We start from the raw sequence: 18,180 nt of genomic DNA, 5'->3' as shown, positions 1-18,180 counted from the left end.
GCCGTTTCCTTGCTAGCGGCGCGCGGCCGGCGGCACGGCGGCCGCAGCAGAACCCGCGCCGGCGCCAGCACCACGCATCGCGCGGAAGAAGTCGCTCGATGCCGGGTCCACCACCATCACGTCGTTCTTCTTGTTGAAGCTCTGCTTGTAGGCATCGAGGCTGCGGTAGAACTGCGCGAACTGCGGATCGCGGCCGAAGGCATCGGCATAGATGCCGGCAGCCTGCGCGTCGCCATCGCCCTTGATCTTCTGCGCGTCGCGGTAGGCATTGGCCACCGTCACTTCGCGCTGGCGGTCGGCATCGGCGCGGATCTTCTCGCCCTCGGCAAAACCAGTGGAACGCAACTCGTTGGCGACGCGCTTGCGCTCGGCTTCCATTCGACGGTAGACCGACTCGGTGATGGCCTCCACATAGTCCACGCGCGTGATGCGCACGTCGACCACGTCCACGCCCCAGGGCTTCGCGCCCTTCACCACGCCCAGCACCTCGCGCTGCACATTGGTCATGAGCTCTTCGCGGTTGGAGGAGATCAACTGGCGCACGGTGTACTTGTTGATGTTCTCCTGGAACGCATTGCGCACCACGCGATTCAACTGCATCGCACCGGCGTTCTCGTCCAGGCCCACGTTGCGGATGTACTCCGACGGGTTGGAAATGCGCCAGCGCACATACCAGTCGATCACCACGCGCTGCTTCTCGGCCGTGAGCATCGGCTCGGTGTCCACGCTCGACAGCATCAGCAGGCGCTTGTCGATGTACGACACGTTCTGGAACGGTGGCGGCATCTTGAAGTTGAGGCCGGGCTCGGTGATCACGTTCTTGATCTGGCCGAGCTGGTAGACCACGCCGAACTGGCGTTGGTCGACGACGAAGAGCGTGGAACTCAGCAGCGCGAGCGCCACCAGGATCGACGTTGCGATAAATCCGATTCTGTTCATTTCAACGTTTCCTCAGCGGGCGTCGCGATCGCGCGAACGGCCTTCACGGGCGCGCGATTCGGGCCCCGTTATCGGTGCCACCGGAATCACCGAGGACTGGGACGGCGCGGTACCGGCCACATTGGGGCTGGCCGCGTCGGAGGGCGTCGCCACGGCGGCGCCGGCTTGTGCACTCATCTGCATGAGCTTGTCGAGCGGCAGGTAGAGCAAATTGGAGCCCTGCCTGGAATCGATCAGCACCTTGGTGGTGCTCGCGTAGATCTGCTGCATGGCGTCGATGTACATGCGGTCGCGCGTGACTTGCGGCGCCTTCTGGTATTCGGCCAGCACCTGGCTGAAGCGCCCGGCATCACCCTGGGCCTGCGCCACGATGCGCGCCTTGTACGCCTCGGATTCTTCCTTCAGGCGGGACGCGGTACCGGTCGCCTTGGGGATCACGTCGTTGGCATAGGCCTGCGCCTCGTTCTTGGCGCGCTCGCGCTCCTGGCCGGCCTTCAGCACATCGTCGAACGCAGCCTGCACCTGCTCCGGCGGACGGACGCCGCCCTGCTGCAGGTTGATGCCGACGACTTCCACGCCGACCTTGTAGCGGTCGAGGATGGTTTGCATCAGCGTGCGCACGCGGGGCGCGATCTGGTCGCGCTCCTCGGCGAGGGCCTTGTCCATCTTCATCTTGCCGACGACTTCACGCACCGCGGTCTCGGCCACCTGCACCACGGTCTCAACCGGCGACTTGCTCTCGAACAGGTACTGCCGCGCGTCGCTCAGGCGGTACTGCACGGCGAACTTGATCTCGACGATGTTCTCGTCCTCGGTCAGCATCGCCGACTCGCGCAGGCCCGTGGAACGCACGATGCTGTCGCGCCCCACGTCGGCGGAGCGGATCTGCGTCACGACCACGATCTCGTGGCGCTGGATCGGATAAGGAAGACGCCAGTTGAAGCCCGCACCCACGGTGCTCTTGTAGCTGCCGAACTGGGTGATCACGGCCTGCTGGCCTTCGTTCACGATGAAGAAGCCGGTGCCGAGCCAGATCAGCACCGCCACTGCGGCGACCAGACCCAGGCCGAAGCCCGCGTTCTTCATGTCGGGCTTGAAACCGCCGCCGTTGCCGCCCCCATTGCCGCCGCCGTTGGGACGCTGCATGTTGCCGCCGCGACCACCGCCAAACAGGCCGCCGAGCTTGCGGTTGAAATCGCGCCACAGTTCGTCGAGGTCGGGCGGTCCCTGGTTCGGACCCTGCCCGCGCGGCGGATTGGGCCGCGGCGGCGGTGGCGGGGGTGGCGTTGCGGGTGGTTCGCTGTCGGGCCGGTTGCCGGACGGTCGCTGCTCCCCATTGGACGAGGGCTCATCGCCCCGTCCCCATCGACCGTCGTTCAGGTTGAACATGCCCTGAAGTCGACTCCACACTGGCTTTGCATTCATTCGTTTTGCTTGTTATCTCGTCAGAGGCGGGATTGTGCCCAATCAGCTTGCTGCATCGTGCAATTCAGCGCCGGCGTCTAAGGTCATGGCCACCGCGCTCGCGGAGCCGGAACGCAAGGCCAGTTCAGCCCGCAGCGCCGGCAGCCCCTGTCCTGAATGGGCGCTGACGAAGATGCGTGAGACCTGGACCCCGTCGACCTCGATTTCGTCCTGCAGATGCAGCGGCAGTTGCCCACTTTCAAGGGCATCGAGCTTGTTGAACACCAGAAGCTGCGGAATGTGGCCCGCACCGATTTCCGCGAGCACGCTTTGCACCTCGGCCATCTGCTCCGGATGATGCGGATTCGACGCATCGACGACGTGCAGCAGCAGGTCCGCATCGACGGCTTCCTGCAAGGTCGCCTTGAAGGCATCGACCAACCCGTGCGGCAGTGCACGGATGAAGCCCACCGTGTCGGAAATGGAAACCTGCCGCCGCGCATCGCCGAGGTACAGATTGCGGGTGGTGGTGTCGAGCGTTGCGAACAACTGGTCGGCCGCGTAGGCGCGCGCCTTGACCAGCGCATTGAAGAGCGAGGACTTGCCGGCATTGGTGTAGCCGACCAGCGAAATGTTGAAGGTCTCGCGCCGCTCGCGCTGCCGGCGCTGCGTGCCGCGCTGCTTCTGCACCTTGGCCAGACGCTCGCGCGTGCGCTTGATCGACTCGCTGATCATGCGGCGGTCAAGTTCGATCTGCTTTTCACCCGGACCGCCGCGCACCCCTGCACCACCGGTCTGGCGCTCCAGGTGGGACCAGCGGCGAACGAGTCGTGTACTGAGGTATTGCAGGCGCGCGAGCTCGACCTGCAACTTGCCTTCGTGCGAGCGGGCGCGCTGTGCGAAGATTTCCAGAATCAGGAAAGTCCGGTCGTATACCGCGAGATCGAGCGTTCGCTCGAGGTTGCGCTGCTGCGCCGGACTCAGGGCCTGGTCGAAGATGACCTCGCTCGCGCGATGCATCAAGGCCAGTTCCTTGATTTCGGCCGCCTTGCCGCTGCCCACGAACAGGGCGGCGTCGGGCGCCTTGCGTTTGCACACCACGCGCGCCACAGGCTGGAGGCCCGCTGTTTGCGCGAGCAAGCCGAGTTCCTCCAGTCCGCTGTCGAAATGAGGCAAACCGAAGTCGACGCCGACGAGAACGGCGGCGCCTTCCTGGGTTGAATTCAGTTCAGACAAACGGAACCGTACCAATCAGGGGAAAGGCGCGACGAGCGGGCCGCCGCGCCGGAGGTAACGCTCAAGAACCCGAGTCGTCGCTCTCGGCGGCCGAGAAGTTCACCGCGCGGCCCGGAACGATCGTGGAAATCGCATGCTTGTACACCATTTGAGTAACAGTGTTGCGCAGCAGAACGACGTACTGATCGAAAGACTCGATCTGACCCTGCAGCTTGATGCCATTCACCAGATAGATGGAAACCGGCACATGCTCCCGACGCAAAGTATTCAGGAACGGGTCTTGCAAAAGTTGCCCTTTGTTGCTCACGATATTCTCCGTGTTCAAGGAAGAGTTATAGAAGCAACGACCTTAACACAGCGTTTCCGCGTCGCAGCGACGGTTGCCAATGCCCTGAAAAAATAACTTCTTCTATCCGACCGAACTTTTGCCTCAGGACAACCGAACTGTTGTCTTTAGCAGTCAAAAACGCACCAATACGGAGATTCACTGCCCGGGCTTGTCAGCGTACGGATTGGTCGAGGTCTTGAACTCGATTCGCATGGGTGTCCCGACCAAGTCAAACTCCTTGCGAAACCTGGCTTCCAGGAAACGTTTGTACGCGTCCGTGACGTGCTCCAGCGAGTTGCCATGGATCACGATCACCGGCGGGTTCATGCCGCCCTGGTGGGCATAACGCATCTTGGGCCTGAACATACCCGCACGCTGCGGTGCCTGAAACTGCACCGCCTCCAGCAGCAGGCGCGTCAGCACCGGCGTGGACATCTTGCGCGTGGCCGACTTGTGCGCCTGCGCGATCGACTGCCAGACCGGGCCCAGGCCCTGCCGCTTGATCGCCGAGATGAAGTGCAGCGCAGCGAACTTCAGGAACGGCAGTCGGGTTTCGATCTGCCGCTGGATCTGTTCGCGCTGGTAGCTGTCGACCGCGTCCCATTTGTTGATGGCGATGACCACGGCGCGGCCCGATTCGAGGATGTACCCGGCGATGTGCGCGTCCTGGTCCGTCACGCCCTGCGTCGCATCCAGCAGCAGCAGCACGACGTTCGATGACTCGATGGCTTGCAGCGTCTTGACCACCGAGAACTTCTCGATCGCCTGGAACACCTTGCCCTTGCGCCGCAGCCCGGCCGTGTCGATCAGCTCGAAACGCTGGCCATTGCGCTCGAAGGGCACCGAGATGGCATCGCGCGTGGTGCCGGGCATGTCGAATGCCACGAGGCGTTCTTCCCCGAGCCAGGTGTTGATCAGCGTCGACTTCCCGACGTTCGGGCGCCCGGCCACCGCCAGCTTGATGGGCTTGGCCTCGCCGTCATCTTCCTCATCTTCCGGCTCGGCCAGGTTCAGAGGCTCCAGCGCCAGCTCGACCAGGTCACGCATGCCCTGTCCGTGCGCCGCGGAGACGCCATGCACGTCACCGAGGCCGAGTTCGTAGAAGTCGACCAGCTTGGTGCCGTCGTGCATGCCTTCGGCCTTGTTGGCCACGAGCACGGTCGGCTTGCCGAGGCGGCGCAGTTCGCGGGCGATGTCATGGTCCTGCGCCGAGAGGCCTTCGCGCGCATCGACCACGAAGATGACCACATCGGCCTCGGCCACGGCCTGCCGCGTCTGCTTGGCCATCTCCTTGAAGATGCCGCTGCCCGCGTCGGGCTCGAAACCGCCGGTGTCGATCACGATGAACTCGTGCTTGCCCAGGCGACCGTTGCCGTAGTGGCGGTCGCGCGTGAGCCCGGCGAAATCGGCAACGATCGCGTCGCGGGTCTGGGTCAAGCGGTTGAACAGCGTCGACTTGCCGACGTTGGGCCGTCCGACCAGCGCCAGTACCGGCTTCATGGCCGGGCCCTCATCACTGCTGGCTTCAAGGTCGGTCTTTCAAAATGGATTGGTTATTCAGGACGGTAGCCAAACACGCCACCGTTGCGCGTGACGACGACCACCGTGTTGGCGGCGACCACCGGCGTGGCGGCGATGGCCGAACCATCCGGCGTGAGGCGATTGAGCGGCGCGCCATCTTCGCGCGAGACGAAGTGCAGCAGGCCTGCGCGGTCACCGATCACGATCGAGCGGCCGACGACCAGCGGTGCGGTGAGGTCACGGTACTTGAGGCGGTCCGACTGCCAGGCGCGTTCGCCATCGGCGCGGCGCCATGCGACCAGGTTGCCGTCGGACTCGGTGCCGACGACGAACTGCGCGTCGCCGCTGACACCTTCAGCGCTGACCGCGGGCTTGCTCCACAGCAAGCCGCCGCGTGCCGCATCGACGCAGCCGATGTTGACGTAGTAGGCCCGCGCGCAGATGCTGTCGCCCACGCGGCTGACGCTGCCGGTCAGGTCGACCAATCGCTCGACGTCGTTGGTGCCGCGAGGCGCTGCGATGGGGGCTTCCCAGCGCGAGGATCCATTGGCGGGATTCATGCCGACCAGGCGACCGCCCACCCCGCTCACCAGCGTGTCACCGACCGCGAGCAGCACGCCGGGCTTCTTCAGCACCAGGGCTTCCGGCGTGCGTTGCTGGATCCAGAGGCGGCGGCCGCTGGCACCGTCATAGGCGCTGGTGGCACGGTCGGCCGTCTGCACGAAGACGCGTCGCCCTGCCACCAACGGCGCGGTGAACGTCTCCGCCGCGAGTGTCTCGCGCCAGAGGACCTTGCCGCGTTCCAGCACGACAAGTTCATTCTTGTTGGTCACCACGGCCGCCATCGAACCGTCGCTGCCGACGCCGGCCGTCAGCGGTGCGCCTGCGCTGCCGCGCCAGGCCTCGGTACCGGTGCGCGCATCGATGCCTACCACCGTGCCATCGGTGCCGGCCACCGTGACCATGTCGCCGCTGACGTTGGTCTGCAACGGGAAGGCGACCTGCGGGATCTTCACGTTCCAAGCCTGGCGCACGCCGAGCACCACCACGTTGGCAGGCAGTTCCGGCGGCTTGGGCTTGCTCGTGCTGGAGCATGCCGCCAAAGCCGCGACCAGGACCATCACCAAACCGGTGCGAAGAACGGGTGCTGCAGGCAGGAGACGCTTGAGATTCATGTTGCGATCAGGATTGTTTGGGGGCTGCAGGCTTCAGGGATTGCGTGTCGACACCGACCGCATTGAGCTTGATCTCGACCATGCGCCGGTAGTCGTTGCGCGGCTCCAGCGCGGTCCATGCCTTCTGGTATTCGGCACGGGCCTCGTCGCGCTTGCCCTGGGCCATGTAGATGTCGCCCTTGCGGTCCGCAACGAGCGGCTCGTATTCCTTGGGGAAGGTGCCGCCGAGTTGCTTCAGTGCATCGTCATAGGACTTGCTGTCGAGCAGTTCGGCGGCGAGGCGCAAGCGTGCCACGGCCTGGTAGCCGGGGTCGGCGGCCTTCTCGGCCACCCAGGCCAGCGCGGCGCGCGAGGCCTCGGCATTGCCCTTGTCGTGCAAGGCCTTGGCGGCGAGCAAGCCGGCTTGCTGGGCATAGGGCGTGGAACCGAAGCGGTCCTTCATCTCGCCGAGCGTGCGCTCGATGAGGGCCGGGTCGCCCGCCTCGACATTGCGCTCGAGCGTGTCGTACAACGCGGCGGCCTGTGCCGCCTGGTTGCGCTGGTAGTACTGCCAGCCGTTCCAGCCGGCAAATGCGAGCGCGGCCACGAGCAGCACGGAAGTGATGAGGTTGCCCCAGGTCTTCCAGAAATGCTTGATCTGGTCGAGTTGTTCCTGTTCCTGGAGGTCTAGAGGTTGTGCCATGCGGATCAATGTGAGGAAGCCGGGGATTGTAGGGTGGCGGCCCACTGGGCCACCTCGGAGAGCTTGCGCGCCACCTGGGCGCCATCGCCGTCGCGCAGCGACTTGACCGCGACTTCGCCGCGGGCCAGTTCATCGCCGCCGAAGATCAGTGCGTGCTGTGCGCCGCTGGCGTCCGCCTTCTTGAGTTGCGACTTGAGGCTGCCGCCGCCCGCATGCATCTGCACGCTGACGCCAGCGGAGCGCAGGGCTTCCAGGGTCACTTGAACCTTGGGGCTCAGCGCCAGGTCGGGCACCACCGCATAGACCTGCGGCGCGGCCGAAGGCACCGGCAAGCCCAGCGCATCGATGAGCAACAGCAAGCGCTCGACGCCGAGGCCGAAGCCCACGGCCGGTGTCGGCTTGCCGCCCAGCTGCTCGAACAGGCCGTCGTAGCGCCCGCCGCCGCAGACCGTGCCTTGCGAGCCGAGCTGGTCCGTCACCCACTCGAACACGGTGAGGTTGTAGTAGTCCATGCCGCGCACCAGGCGCGTATTGACGCGATAGGCCAGGCCGGCTTCGTCGAGCACCGCGCGCACGGCGTTGAAGTGCGCCAGGCTCTCTTCGCCGAGGAAGCTCATCAGCACCGGCGCGGCTTCGATCAGCGCCTGCATTGCAGGGTTCTTGCTGTCGAGGATGCGCAGCGGGTTGGTCAGCAGGCGACGCTTCGAGTCTTCGTCGAGCTGGTCAGCATTCGCCTCGAAGTAGGCCACCAGCGCGGCGCGATGGGCCGCGCGCTCGGCCGGCTGGCCCAGGCTGTTCAGTTCCAGGCGGACGTGCTCGCCTTCGATGAGCCCCAGCTCCTTCCAGAGGCGGCGCACCAGCAGGATCAGTTCTGCATCGACATCCGGTCCGGCAAAGCCGAGCGCCTCGACGTCGAGCTGGTTGAACTGGCGGTAGCGGCCCTTCTGCGGGCGTTCATGGCGGAACATGGGCCCAATCGTCCACAACCGTAGCGGGCCGTTGTAGAGCGCGTTGTGCTCGACCATCGCACGCACGATGCCGGCGGTGGCTTCCGGGCGCAGCGTGAGCTTGTCGCCGTTCATTGAATCGGTGAAGGAATACATCTCCTTCTCCACGATGTCCGTCACTTCGCCGAGACCGCGCACGAACAGCGCCGTGGGTTCGACGATGGGCGTCAGCATGTACTGGTAGCCGTAGCGGCCCAGCACCGAGCGCAGCGTGTTCTCGAACCACAGCCAGAGCTGGGAATCGGGCAGCTTGTCCTTGCGGGTCACGCTGCCCGGCAATATGTCGTTCATGCCTTTGACGGCACTCAATTTTTCAGCCATGGGTCCCTGGAAAATCAGGCGGCGACGGCCGGCTGGCCGAAGCGCTTTTCGATGTAGTTTTCGACGAGCTGGTGGAACTCGTTCGCGATGTTGTCGCCGCGCAGCGTGAGCGCCTTCTGGCCATCGATGAAGACGGGCGCTGCGGGCGACTCGCCGGTGCCGGGCAGGCTGATGCCGATGTCGGCATGCTTGCTCTCGCCGGGGCCGTTCACGATGCAGCCCATGACGGCCACCTTCATGTTCTCGACGCCGGGGTACTTGTTGCGCCAGACCGGCATCTGCTGGCGCAGGTAGTCGTCGATCTGCTTGGCCAGTTCCTGGAAGGTGGTGCTGGTGGTGCGGCCGCAGCCGGGGCAGGCCGTGACGCTGGGCACGAAGACGCGCAGGCCGAGGGCCTGCAGGATCTCGTTGGCGATCAGCACCTCTTGCGTGCGCGCCTCGCCCGGCTGCGGTGTGAGCGACACGCGGATGGTGTCGCCGATGCCTTCCTGCAAGAGGATCGACAGCGCCGTGGCCGAAGCCACTGTGCCCTTGGTGCCCATGCCGGCTTCGGTCAGGCCGAGGTGCAGCGTGTAGTCGCAGCGCTTCGCGAGTTCGCGGTAGACCGAGATCAGGTCCTGCACGCCACTCACCTTGCAGCTCAGGATGATCTGGTTGCCGTTCATGCCCATCGACTCGGCCAGCTTCGCCGAATCGATGGCCGAGGTGACCAGCGCCTCGTACATCACCGACTTCGCATCCCAGGGCTCGGCGCGCTGGCTGTTGGTGTCCATCAGGCTGGCGAGCAGTTCCTGGTCCAGGCTGCCCCAGTTCACGCCGATGCGCACCGGCTTGTTCCAGCGCATCGCGGCCTCGATCATCTGGCCGAACTGCTTGTCCTTCTTGTCGCCCTTGCCCACGTTGCCGGGGTTGATGCGGTACTTGCTGAGCGCCTCGGCACAGGCCGGATAGTCGGTCAGCAGGCGATGGCCGTTGTAGTGGAAGTCGCCGATCAGCGGCACGTCGATGCCCATGCGGTCGAGTTGCTCGCGGATGTAGGGCACCTGCTCCGCGGCCTCGGGCGTGTTGACGGTGATGCGCACCATCTCGGAGCCGGCCAGCGCCAGTTCCTTGACCTGGATCGCGGTGCCGATGGCATCGACCGTGTCGGTGTTGGTCATCGACTGCACGCGCACCGGCGCGTCGCCGCCCACGGTGACAGTGCGCGGCCCCCACACCACGCTGGCCTGGCGCGTGCGGCGCGCCCTGGGCGATGCCGGTTCGATCGGCAGGCAGGGAGGGACGATCAGATCATTCACGGCTTGACCTCGAATCTTGCAACGCCGCCCGCCTTGGCCAGCGGCGTGGTGTCGAAGGGCTTGCCGCGCACCTGCACGTCGACCTGCGAAGCGCGCCCGACGATCACCTTCAAGGGCGGAGTGCCCGACACGCCCACCGTTTCACCGGCCTTGACGGTACGGCGCAGCAAATCCTTGCCCCCGGCTTCCGTCACGGTGATCCACGAATCGCCCTTGGCCGTGAAAACCACCAAGTCCGCAGGCGGCGCCGGCGTCGGTGCGGGAACGGGGGCAACCACCGCAGGCACCGGCGGCGTCGGTTCCGCTGCAGGCGCACTGGGCGCAACGGATTCGACCACCGTGCCAGCGGGCGCAGCCGGGGCTTCGACCACCGCCGTTTCAGACCGCCCGGTCATGTTCGAAACTGCCGCGCTCAGCTTGTCGAATGCCGATTGCGGAATCCAGAACATCAGGGCGGCGCCCACCAGCAGCAAGCCCACCACCACCATCAAGGCGCGCGAGGGCATCGACATGCCACCCACGCCGCCCTGGCGCGGCGCGCCGGAGCGGATGTTCGAACTCATGGTGCGGTCGGCATCGGCCAGGCCCGGCCGCTTGGCGCCGGGTATCTTGGCCAGTACCGGCGCAGGATCGACCTTGAGAGCGCGACAGACGCTCGCGGCCAGCGCGCGCGCGAACACCGGGTCGGGCAATGCGTCGATGTTGTCGTCTTCCAGGGCCTCCAGCTTTTGCACCGGCACCTTGAGCGCAGCCGCGACCACGGCAATGTCCAGGCCATGCGCCTCGCGCGCCTGCCGCAGCATCGCGCCGGCGGTCATCAACGCACTGTCTCCTCCTGCCAGCGGCACGGCGGCCGTGGTACCAAACTGACTCGCCCGTTCAATCATTGAAATTTCCGCGCTCATACGCAATGGCTTCCCGCGACTGCGGGAACCGACTCTGCAACTGGCCGCCCAACTGGCTCACGGCTTCGCGATTGTTCAGCTTGCGCTCCACCTTCACGCCCAGCCACAGCGTTTCAGCATTGGCCGCCGGACCGTTGTTGACGCGACGCACATAGAACTGCGCGCGGGTCCAGTCCTCGCGCTTGGCCAGCAGCGCCGCGAGGTTGTAGCCGATGACGGGATTGGCCGCATCGAATTCGTAGGCCTTCATCAAGGTCTTCTCGGCATCGGCGTTCTGGCCGGCGCGAATCTGGCACAGGCCTTCCGTCATCAGCGTCTTGGACGCGTCGGCGTAGCCGGGGACCGCCAGCGCAGCGTTGAACTGCGTCATCGCATCCTTGTACCGATTCTGCTGGCACAGCAGCCAACCGTAGTTATGCATGGTGTTGGCGTCGCGCGGATTGATCGCGATGGCGCGCCGGAAGCTGTCCTCGGCCAGGCCGGGATCGTCCAGGCGCATGTAGACCAGGCCGCGCAGGTTGTAGGCCTCGGCGTAGTTCGGGTCCGCCGCCAGCGATTGCTTGATCTCATCCAGCGCCGTCGTCGTCTGGCCGGCCTCGAAATAGCTGACGGCCAGTTCGAGGCGGGTGCGCGCACGCTTGCGAGCCTTGCCCTCGTCGGATTCGGTTGTGAGTTCGGCGCCGCTGGCGGCCGTCGTCGTGGAAGCCGCCGGCATGCCCGGCATGCCCTTGTTCGCACAGCCGGCCAGCGTCACCACGGCGGCCGCGAACAACGGGGCTAGTACCCACCGGCCCGGAAAGACTTTGCTCATGAATTCAACCTTGAAACGACAGATGGATGCGCCCGATGGCGCCGTGATCGGATGGCCGGGGATTGTCGTTGACGATCTGGCCCCGCTCCTCGCGGGGCATCAAGTCGTGACGGCAAAGCCACATCGACTCGAGATGCGCTGTCAGGTGTTGTTTCAAGGCTCAAGCTCCTGGACGCCCGGCTTGGCTGCGACGCGTGATGCCCGATGCACCGTCACGGGATGCTCCGCAAGACGACGCTGCGCCATCCGCTCGGCGGCGCGCGTGCGGTCCTTCACATCGCCGGCCAGTTGCCCGCAGGCCGCATCGATGTCGTCCCCGCGCGTCTTGCGCACGGTGGTGACGATGCCGGCCTCGCTCAACAGCTTCGCAAACGCCAGCACGCGCGGCTGCGGCGAACGCAGCAGGCCCGAGGCCGGGAACGGATTGAACGGGATCAGGTTGAACTTGCAGGAGACGCCGTGCGCGCCCTTCACAAGCTCGATGAGTTGCTTCGCATGCTCGGGCTGGTCATTGACGCCATCCAGCATGCAGTATTCGAAGGTGATGAAGTCGCGCGGCGCGTGTGCCAGGTAGCGGCGGCAGGCGTCGAGCAGTTCTTCGATCGGGTATTTCTTGTTGAGCGGCACCAGGTCGTCGCGCAACGGATCGTTGGGCGCATGCAGCGACACGGCCAAGGCGACCGGGCAATCCTGGCCGAGCCGGTCCATCATCGGCACCACGCCGGAGGTCGACACCGTCACGCGACGGCGCGACAGGCCATAGGCGTTGTCGTCGAGCATCGTGCGCAAGGCCGGGACCAGCGCGGAATAGTTCTGCAAGGGCTCGCCCATGCCCATCATCACCACGTTGGAGATGACGCGTTCGCTGCGCTTCAGGTGCTTGCGCAGGAAGTGCTCGGCAAACCAGAGCTGGGCAATGATCTCGCCGGTCGTCAGGTTGCGGCTGAAGCCCTGGTGGCCCGTCGAGCAGAAGCGGCAGCCCACGGCGCAGCCGGCCTGCGAGGACACGCAGAGCGTGCCACGATCGTCCTCGGGAATGAACACGGCCTCGACCGCGTTGCCATCGCCGACGTCGAACAGCCACTTGATGGTGCCGTCGGCGGATTCATGCTGCGAGAGCACCTTGAGCGCCTCGACACGCGCGGTGCCGGCGAGCTTCTCGCGCAGCGACTTGGCCAGGTCGGTCATCTGGCCGAACTCGCTCGCGCCGCGCTGGTGGATCCAGCGGAACAGCTGCGTGGCGCGGAATTTCTTCTCGCCGAGCTTTTCGCAGAACGCGGCCAGCCCCTCGAGGTCGAATTCGAGCAGGTTGGCCGTGGTCATGGATCAGCGCTGGTAGACGTTGAGACCCGCGAAGAAGAAGGCGATTTCGCCCTTCGCGGTTTCGGGTGCGTCGGAGCCGTGCACGGCGTTGGCGTCGATGCTGTCGGCGAAGTCGGCGCGGATGGTGCCGGCGGCTGCCTTCTTGGGGTCGGTCGCGCCCATCAGGTCGCGGTTCTTGACGATGGCGTCCTCGCCTTCGAGCACTTGCACGAACACCGGGCCCGAGATCATGAACTCGACGAGGTCCTTGAAGAAGGGACGTGCGCTGTGCACAGCATAGAACTGCTCGGCTTCGCTGCGCGACAGGTGCACCAGCTTGCCGGCGACCATCTTGAGGCCGGCGGCTTCAAAGCGGGAGACGATCTTGCCGATGACGTTCTTGGCGACGGCGTCGGGCTTGATGATGGAGAGGGTGCGTTCGATGGCCATTGAGATGCTTCCTGAGATTAGGATTTTTGAAATGTTCGATCAAGCGTGCAGCAAAGGGTTGCACTGGCTTGACAAAGCTTTTGATTTTAACCGGGGCGAACCAGGGGTCCTGTGACGGACCGATCAAAGACCGCCGCCGGTCGGCTGAAATCAGCGTCCGCGACGACGCTGGCCGCCACCGCCGGAACCGCCGCCCGGGCCACCGCGACGGGGGCCCTGGCGTTGTTCCTTGCGTTGGCGGGAGAAACTGTCCGCGCCGATGTAGCCGAGCGAGGTCTTCATCGGATCCGGCTGGTTGGCGCCGGTCGGCGGGCCGTCGCCGCGTCCACGCGGGGCGCCGCCACCACCACCACCACGACGCTGCCCGCCCTGCCCTTGGCCTTGGCCCGGGCCGCCCGCGTTGCCGCGATTGCCCCGGGGTCCGCGGCCATCGCCGAGCGGGTTCGGAATGTTGTTGGGTTGCCCGCGCATGTCGTCGCGCGGACCTGCCGGACCCTTGCCGCCCTTGCCGCGACGGCGCTTGTTGCGGCCGCCACCTTCGCCACCGGGCCCACCACCCGGGCCACGTGCCTGCTGCGGACGCGGGCCGCGCTCTGCGACACCGCCGGCCGCCTGGAACAGGCCGCGGATGTCGCGCTCGTCGAGTTCCATCCAGGCGCCACGCTTGAGGCCGCGCGGCAGCACCATCGCGCCGTAGCGGATCCGGATGAGCCGGCTGACCGCATGGCCGACCGATTCGAACAGCCGGCGCACCTCGCGGTTGCGGCCTTCGGAAATGGTCACGCGATACCAGCAGTTGGAGCCTTCGCCGCCACCATCCTCGATGCTGCCGAACTGGGCCATCCCGTCGTCGAGGCGCACGCCGTCGAGCAGCTTCTGGCGCTCTTCCTTGCTGATGGCGCCGAGCACACGCACGGCATATTCGCGCTCCAGGCCGAAGCGTGGATGCATCAGGTTGTTGGCCAGTTCGCCGGAGCTCGTGAAGAGCAGCAGGCCTTCGGTGTTGAGGTCGAGCCGGCCGACCGATTGCCACTTGCCTTGTTGCAGGCGCGGCAGCTTGCGGAACACGGTGGGACGGTTCTGCGGATCGTCATGCGTGACCACTTCGCCGACGGGCTTGTGGTACGCGATGACGCGGGCCGGCGGCGGTGCGATGCGGTAGCGGATCGGCTTGCCGTTGACCTTGACCTGGTCGCCGTACTGGATGCGCTGGCCGATGTGGGCGGGCTCGTTGTTGACGGAAATGCGGCCTTGAAGGATCAAGGCTTCCATCTCCAGGCGGGAGCCGAGGCCGGCCTGGGCCAGCACCTTGTGCAGCTTGGGCGAATCGGCTTCGGGGAGCAGCACGCGCTTGAGGGCGGGCACTTCCGGGCTCTCTTCGTCGGCATCGAACTGGCCGGAAACCACGTCGGCAAAGCGGATCGGCTGGGGCGGCGGCGCATTGCGCTGCTCGCGCTCTGCGGCACGGCGGGCGCGGTCGAGGTCGTCTTCTTCCTCGTCGGGTTCGTCTTCCTCGTCGTCGTAGTCGTCATCCGACTCGTCGGACTGGGCGACCTCGGCTTGCGGAGCCGGTTCGGCCTGCGCGACAGGTTCGGCTTGCGCAACGGGTTCGGCCGGCCTGACGGCCTCGGCTTGGACAACCGGTTGGGCCTCGGCAACCGCCAGGGCTCCTGAAGCCTGCTCGGCCACTGGGGCCGGCGCGTCCTGCGCGACAGGCGCGGCCTGTGGAGCCAATTCGGGGGGCGCCTCGGGGGTCACTGGATCAGTTGATTGGTTCGCCTCCGCCGGTGCGTCTTGCACCTCCTGCACGGCAGCCTTGCGGGTGCGCGGGCGGCGCTTGCGGGGCGCGGCGGGGCTGCCCTCGGGAGCATCGGCATCCTGCACGGGGGCGACGGGCGCCGCAGCCGCCTTGTCTTCAGCAACAGGCTCGACCGGCAAGATCAACGCGTCGGGATCAGTGGGGCTCATGATGGGGTTCCGGAAGGGGCAGGCGTCAGGTCGGCCGGGTTGCGATCGGTATCGGGGTCGGACGGGGTGGGGTCGAGGGGAGTGCTGGCCAGGTCGTCGGCCTCGGAGAGCGGCGGCATGTCCGGATCGGTCGCACCATTGGCTTCGGCTTCGGCTTCGGCCTTGGCGACTGGCGCGGCCGGCGACTCGACCGCGCTGTCGGCTTCGACGATCGCAGGCGCGAGTTCATCGACGCCATTGGGATCCGTCGCCGGGCCGTCCATCGGCAGGTCGGGCTGCACGGCATCCGCCGCGGCCACGGTGGCCAGCGCATCGACAAGCGCGCCCTGCTGGGCCGGCGATTCGATCAACGGCAACTGATCCAACGAAGCGATGCCGAGGTCATCCAGGAACTGGCGCGTGGTCGCGTAGAGGGCAGGACGCCCGACGGTCTCGCGGTGGCCGATGACCTCCACCCAACTGCGATCCTCAAGCTGCTTGAGGATCTGCGAATTGATGGTCACGCCGCGGATGTCTTCCATGTCGCCGCGCGTGACGGGCTGGCGGTAGGCAATGATGGCCAGCGTCTCGAGCGCGGCGCGGGTGTAGCGCGGCGGCTTTTCAGGGTGCAGGCGGTCCAGGTGGTCGCGCAGTTCGGGGCGGCTCTGGAAGCGCCAGCCGCTGCCGACGCTCACCAGTTCGAGCCCACGCTGCGCCCAGTCCAGTTGCAGGTCGTGCAGCAGGGACTTGATGGTGTCGGCACCGAGTTCGTCGTCGAAGAGGACGCGAAGCTCGCGGACCTGCAGCGGCTGGGCTGAACAGATCAAGGCCGTTTCCAGAATGCGCTTGGCATCCGCCGTGTTCATGGTTCGCGTTGTGTCCGGGACAAGGCGCCCCGTGGGCGCGCGTTCAGTGGGATCTGGGTCAGGTGGGGCGTCGCAGGCACATGGGCAGGTGCAACGCAGGGCCGGCTCCGGGTGGCTGGCGCGGCCCGCAGGCCGTCAGGCGCGATTGTAGTCCAGCCCCCATTCCTGCGCGCCGGCCGCCAGATCGGGCGGCAATGGCGAGTGAAAGGTCATGGCGGCCTTCGTCACCGGATGCTCGAAGGCGAGCCGATACGCGTGCAGCGCCTGCCGCGTGACGCCGGCGGCCGGCAAGCCGCCGTAGGTGGCATCGCCCACCAGCGGATGGCCGATCGAGGCCATGTGCACGCGGATCTGGTGCGTGCGCCCGGTTTCCAGCGTGCAACGGACGATACAACCCTTGTCGCCGCTGTCGAGCCGCTCGATCAGCGTGCGCGCCGTCTTGCCGGCATGGCGCTCCAGGTCGACCACGGCCATGCGCAGGCGGTTGCGCGGATCGCGCCCGATCGGCGCGTCCACATGGCGCGCCGCGGCGCCTTCCCAGGGCCGGTGGGCCATGGCGATGTATTGCCGGGTGACTTCGCGGGCGGCGATCAGGGCCACCAGGGCGTCCATCGTGGCGCGGGTGCGCGCGACCACCATGAGGCCGCTGGTGTCGCGGTCGAGCCGGTGGACGATGCCGGCGCGCGGCAGCAAGACCGCCTTCGGGTCAAGGGCGAGCAGGCCATTCAGCAGCGTGCCGCTCCAATGTCCCGGCGCGGGATGGACCACCAGCCCGGCGGGCTTGTCGATCACGCGCAGTTGGTCGTCCTCATGCACCACGCGCAGGTCCATCGGCTCGGGCCGGAAGGCCTGGCTCTGGGGCGTGGGCTTGAGTTCGATCTCGCCGACCTCGCCCGCATGCACGGTCATGGACGGCTTGGTCGCCGCCCGCCCACCCTGCAGGCGAACCGCGCCGGCCTCGATCAACTGTTGCAGGTAGCTGCGCGAGAACTCTGGCACCAGGACGGCCAGGGCCCGGTCGAGCCGCTGGCCGTGCTGGGCCACGCCAATGGTGAAGGCGCGGGTTTCGCTGGCGTCGGCAAGGTCGGCGGCCTCGTCCGACTCTCCTGCCGTCAGGGTCATGTACAAAGGGTCGGTCGATATAATTGAAGGCTCCTGTTTCACGAAAGCTTCATGTGATGTTTCGCGCCAAATTATCGGCGGTCCCCGGTTGGATGGTGGCTCTTGCCGCGGCAGGGCTGATCGCCGGCTGCTCGACGACTGAGGAAGACAAGACGGCGAACTGGAGCCCCAACAAGATCTACGCGGAAGCCAAGGACGAGGCCGATTCCGGCGCCTACGAAAAGGCCGTGCCGCTGTTCGAGAAGCTCGAAGGCCGCGCCGCCGGCACGCCGCTGGCCCAGCAGGCTCAGCTCGACAAGGCCTACGCCCAGTACAAGGCCGGCGAAAAGCCCAATGCCATCGCCACGCTCGACCGCTTCATGAAGCTGCATCCGGCCAGCCCGGCCATGGACTATGCGCTCTACATGAAGGGCGTGGTCAACTTCAACGACGACCTGGGCATGTTCTCGTGGATGACGCGGCAGGACCTGTCCGAGCGCGACCAGCGCGCGGCCAAGGAGTCGTTCGAGGCCTTCAAGGAACTGGTCACCCGCTTTCCGGATTCCCGCTACGCGCCCGACGCCCGGGCGCGCATGAACTACATCGTGAACTCGCTCGCGCAGTATGAAGTTCACGTGGCGCGCTACTACTACTCGCGCGGCGCCTACCTCGCCGCCATCAACCGGGCGCAGATCGCGCTGGCCGATTACCGCGAAGTGCCGGCGCTGGAAGAAGCGCTGTACATCATGGTGCGGTCGTATGACCAATTGGGCCTGACCCAGTTGCGTGACGACACGCAACGCGTGCTGACGCAGAACTACCCGAACAGCCAGTTCGTGGCCAAGGGCTTCCGGGGCAAGGACGATCCCTGGTGGAAGCTCTGGTAA

At 66.2% G+C, this 18,180-nt stretch carries 18 protein-coding genes; 1 reads left to right on the top strand and 17 read right to left on the bottom strand.

The genetic code is table 11. The features are described 5' to 3' along the window. Positions 1–12: 12 nt before the first annotated feature. The 17 genes from hflC to WKW79_RS29325 form a co-directional block, all read right to left on the bottom strand. Positions 13–939, bottom strand: coding sequence for a protease modulator HflC (hflC, locus tag WKW79_RS29405; protein WP_340338776.1), 927 nt, complete (start codon positions 937–939; stop codon positions 13–15). 12 nt (positions 940–951) lie between these two features. Then, positions 952–2,328 carry an FtsH protease activity modulator HflK gene (hflK, locus tag WKW79_RS29400; protein ID WP_340338818.1) on the bottom strand — a complete coding sequence of 459 codons (1,377 nt, stop codon included), beginning with the start codon at positions 2,326–2,328 and terminating at the stop codon, positions 952–954. Positions 2,329–2,406: 78 nt separating this feature from the next. Beyond that, on the bottom strand, positions 2,407–3,579 hold the full coding sequence (gene hflX, locus WKW79_RS29395; protein WP_340338775.1) for a GTPase HflX: 1,173 nt from the start codon (positions 3,577–3,579) through the stop codon (positions 2,407–2,409). Between the two features lie 61 nt (positions 3,580–3,640). Continuing rightward, positions 3,641–3,886: an RNA chaperone Hfq gene (gene hfq, locus WKW79_RS29390; protein WP_340338774.1), complete on the bottom strand. Its 246-nt coding sequence runs from the start codon at positions 3,884–3,886 to the stop codon at positions 3,641–3,643. Positions 3,887–4,063: 177 nt separating this feature from the next. Beyond that, positions 4,064–5,407 carry a ribosome biogenesis GTPase Der gene (gene der, locus WKW79_RS29385; RefSeq protein WP_340338773.1) on the bottom strand — a complete coding sequence of 448 codons (1,344 nt, stop codon included), beginning with the start codon at positions 5,405–5,407 and terminating at the stop codon, positions 4,064–4,066. Between the two features lie 53 nt (positions 5,408–5,460). Further along, entirely contained in the window at positions 5,461–6,603 is a 1,143-nt protein-coding gene (gene bamB, locus WKW79_RS29380; protein ID WP_340338772.1) for an outer membrane protein assembly factor BamB, read from the bottom strand. Positions 6,604–6,610: 7 nt separating this feature from the next. Further along, a complete protein-coding gene (locus WKW79_RS29375; protein WP_340338771.1) occupies positions 6,611–7,285 on the bottom strand; it encodes a YfgM family protein in 675 nt (224 codons plus the stop codon). A 5-nt stretch (positions 7,286–7,290) separates the two neighbouring features. Then, on the bottom strand, positions 7,291–8,613 hold the full coding sequence (gene hisS / locus WKW79_RS29370; protein ID WP_340338770.1) for a histidine--tRNA ligase: 1,323 nt from the start codon (positions 8,611–8,613) through the stop codon (positions 7,291–7,293). Positions 8,614–8,627: 14 nt separating this feature from the next. After that, positions 8,628–9,902 (bottom strand): flavodoxin-dependent (E)-4-hydroxy-3-methylbut-2-enyl-diphosphate synthase, encoded by a 1,275-nt coding sequence (gene ispG, locus WKW79_RS29365; protein WP_340338817.1) that lies wholly within the window; start codon positions 9,900–9,902, stop codon positions 8,628–8,630. A gap of 5 nt (positions 9,903–9,907) precedes the next feature. Further along, positions 9,908–10,729 carry a helix-turn-helix domain-containing protein gene (locus tag WKW79_RS29360; protein ID WP_340338769.1) on the bottom strand — a complete coding sequence of 274 codons (822 nt, stop codon included), beginning with the start codon at positions 10,727–10,729 and terminating at the stop codon, positions 9,908–9,910. Positions 10,730–10,790: 61 nt separating this feature from the next. Then, positions 10,791–11,627: a type IV pilus biogenesis/stability protein PilW gene (pilW, locus tag WKW79_RS29355; RefSeq protein WP_340338768.1), complete on the bottom strand. Its 837-nt coding sequence runs from the start codon at positions 11,625–11,627 to the stop codon at positions 10,791–10,793. 4 nt (positions 11,628–11,631) lie between these two features. Next, positions 11,632–11,784, bottom strand: coding sequence for a hypothetical protein (locus tag WKW79_RS29350; RefSeq protein WP_340338767.1), 153 nt, complete (start codon positions 11,782–11,784; stop codon positions 11,632–11,634). Next, positions 11,781–12,950: a dual-specificity RNA methyltransferase RlmN gene (rlmN, locus tag WKW79_RS29345; protein WP_340338766.1), complete on the bottom strand. Its 1,170-nt coding sequence runs from the start codon at positions 12,948–12,950 to the stop codon at positions 11,781–11,783. Before rlmN ends, WKW79_RS29350 begins: the two co-directional genes overlap by 4 nt. Before the next feature lie 3 nt (positions 12,951–12,953). Beyond that, entirely contained in the window at positions 12,954–13,379 is a 426-nt protein-coding gene (gene ndk, locus WKW79_RS29340) for a nucleoside-diphosphate kinase (protein WP_340338765.1), read from the bottom strand. Positions 13,380–13,529: 150 nt separating this feature from the next. Next, a complete protein-coding gene (locus WKW79_RS29335) occupies positions 13,530–15,347 on the bottom strand; it encodes a pseudouridine synthase (protein WP_340338764.1) in 1,818 nt (605 codons plus the stop codon). Next, positions 15,344–16,192, bottom strand: a complete 849-nt coding sequence (scpB, locus tag WKW79_RS29330; RefSeq protein ID WP_340338763.1) for an SMC-Scp complex subunit ScpB — start codon at positions 16,190–16,192, stop codon at positions 15,344–15,346. Before scpB ends, WKW79_RS29335 begins: the two co-directional genes overlap by 4 nt. Before the next feature lie 135 nt (positions 16,193–16,327). Then, positions 16,328–17,314 carry an RluA family pseudouridine synthase gene (locus WKW79_RS29325; RefSeq protein ID WP_340338762.1) on the bottom strand — a complete coding sequence of 329 codons (987 nt, stop codon included), beginning with the start codon at positions 17,312–17,314 and terminating at the stop codon, positions 16,328–16,330. A 56-nt stretch (positions 17,315–17,370) separates the two neighbouring features. Here WKW79_RS29325 and WKW79_RS29320 point away from each other — a divergent pair, with 56 nt between their 5' ends. Next, complete coding sequence (locus WKW79_RS29320) at positions 17,371–18,180, top strand: outer membrane protein assembly factor BamD (RefSeq protein WP_340338761.1); 810 nt, start codon at positions 17,371–17,373, stop codon at positions 18,178–18,180.

Origin of the sequence: Variovorax robiniae (genome assembly GCF_037889955.1) — a bacterium.
GTDB lineage: Bacteria > Pseudomonadota > Gammaproteobacteria > Burkholderiales > Burkholderiaceae_C > Variovorax > Variovorax robiniae.
This window is presented reverse-complemented; position numbering and strand designations above follow the sequence as displayed.

What these genes read in the sequence shown, in the direction of transcription:
- WKW79_RS29320 (WP_340338761.1), top strand. Translation starts at nt 17,371, where the DNA reads ATGTTTCGCGCCAAATTATCGGCGGTCCCCGGTTGGATGGTGGCTCTT.
- ndk (WP_340338765.1), bottom strand. Translation starts at nt 13,379, where the DNA reads ATGGCCATCGAACGCACCCTCTCCATCATCAAGCCCGACGCCGTCGCC.
- rlmN (WP_340338766.1), bottom strand. Translation starts at nt 12,950, where the DNA reads ATGACCACGGCCAACCTGCTCGAATTCGACCTCGAGGGGCTGGCCGCG.
- hflC (WP_340338776.1), bottom strand. Translation starts at nt 939, where the DNA reads ATGAACAGAATCGGATTTATCGCAACGTCGATCCTGGTGGCGCTCGCG.
- WKW79_RS29335 (WP_340338764.1), bottom strand. Translation starts at nt 15,347, where the DNA reads ATGAGCCCCACTGATCCCGACGCGTTGATCTTGCCGGTCGAGCCTGTT.
- pilW (WP_340338768.1), bottom strand. Translation starts at nt 11,627, where the DNA reads ATGAGCAAAGTCTTTCCGGGCCGGTGGGTACTAGCCCCGTTGTTCGCG.
- WKW79_RS29325 (WP_340338762.1), bottom strand. Translation starts at nt 17,314, where the DNA reads ATGACCCTGACGGCAGGAGAGTCGGACGAGGCCGCCGACCTTGCCGAC.
- scpB (WP_340338763.1), bottom strand. Translation starts at nt 16,192, where the DNA reads ATGAACACGGCGGATGCCAAGCGCATTCTGGAAACGGCCTTGATCTGT.
- hflK (WP_340338818.1), bottom strand. Translation starts at nt 2,328, where the DNA reads ATGTTCAACCTGAACGACGGTCGATGGGGACGGGGCGATGAGCCCTCG.
- WKW79_RS29375 (WP_340338771.1), bottom strand. Translation starts at nt 7,285, where the DNA reads ATGGCACAACCTCTAGACCTCCAGGAACAGGAACAACTCGACCAGATC.
- der (WP_340338773.1), bottom strand. Translation starts at nt 5,407, where the DNA reads ATGAAGCCGGTACTGGCGCTGGTCGGACGGCCCAACGTCGGCAAGTCG.
- hisS (WP_340338770.1), bottom strand. Translation starts at nt 8,613, where the DNA reads ATGGCTGAAAAATTGAGTGCCGTCAAAGGCATGAACGACATATTGCCG.
- WKW79_RS29360 (WP_340338769.1), bottom strand. Translation starts at nt 10,729, where the DNA reads ATGACCGCCGGCGCGATGCTGCGGCAGGCGCGCGAGGCGCATGGCCTG.
- bamB (WP_340338772.1), bottom strand. Translation starts at nt 6,603, where the DNA reads ATGAATCTCAAGCGTCTCCTGCCTGCAGCACCCGTTCTTCGCACCGGT.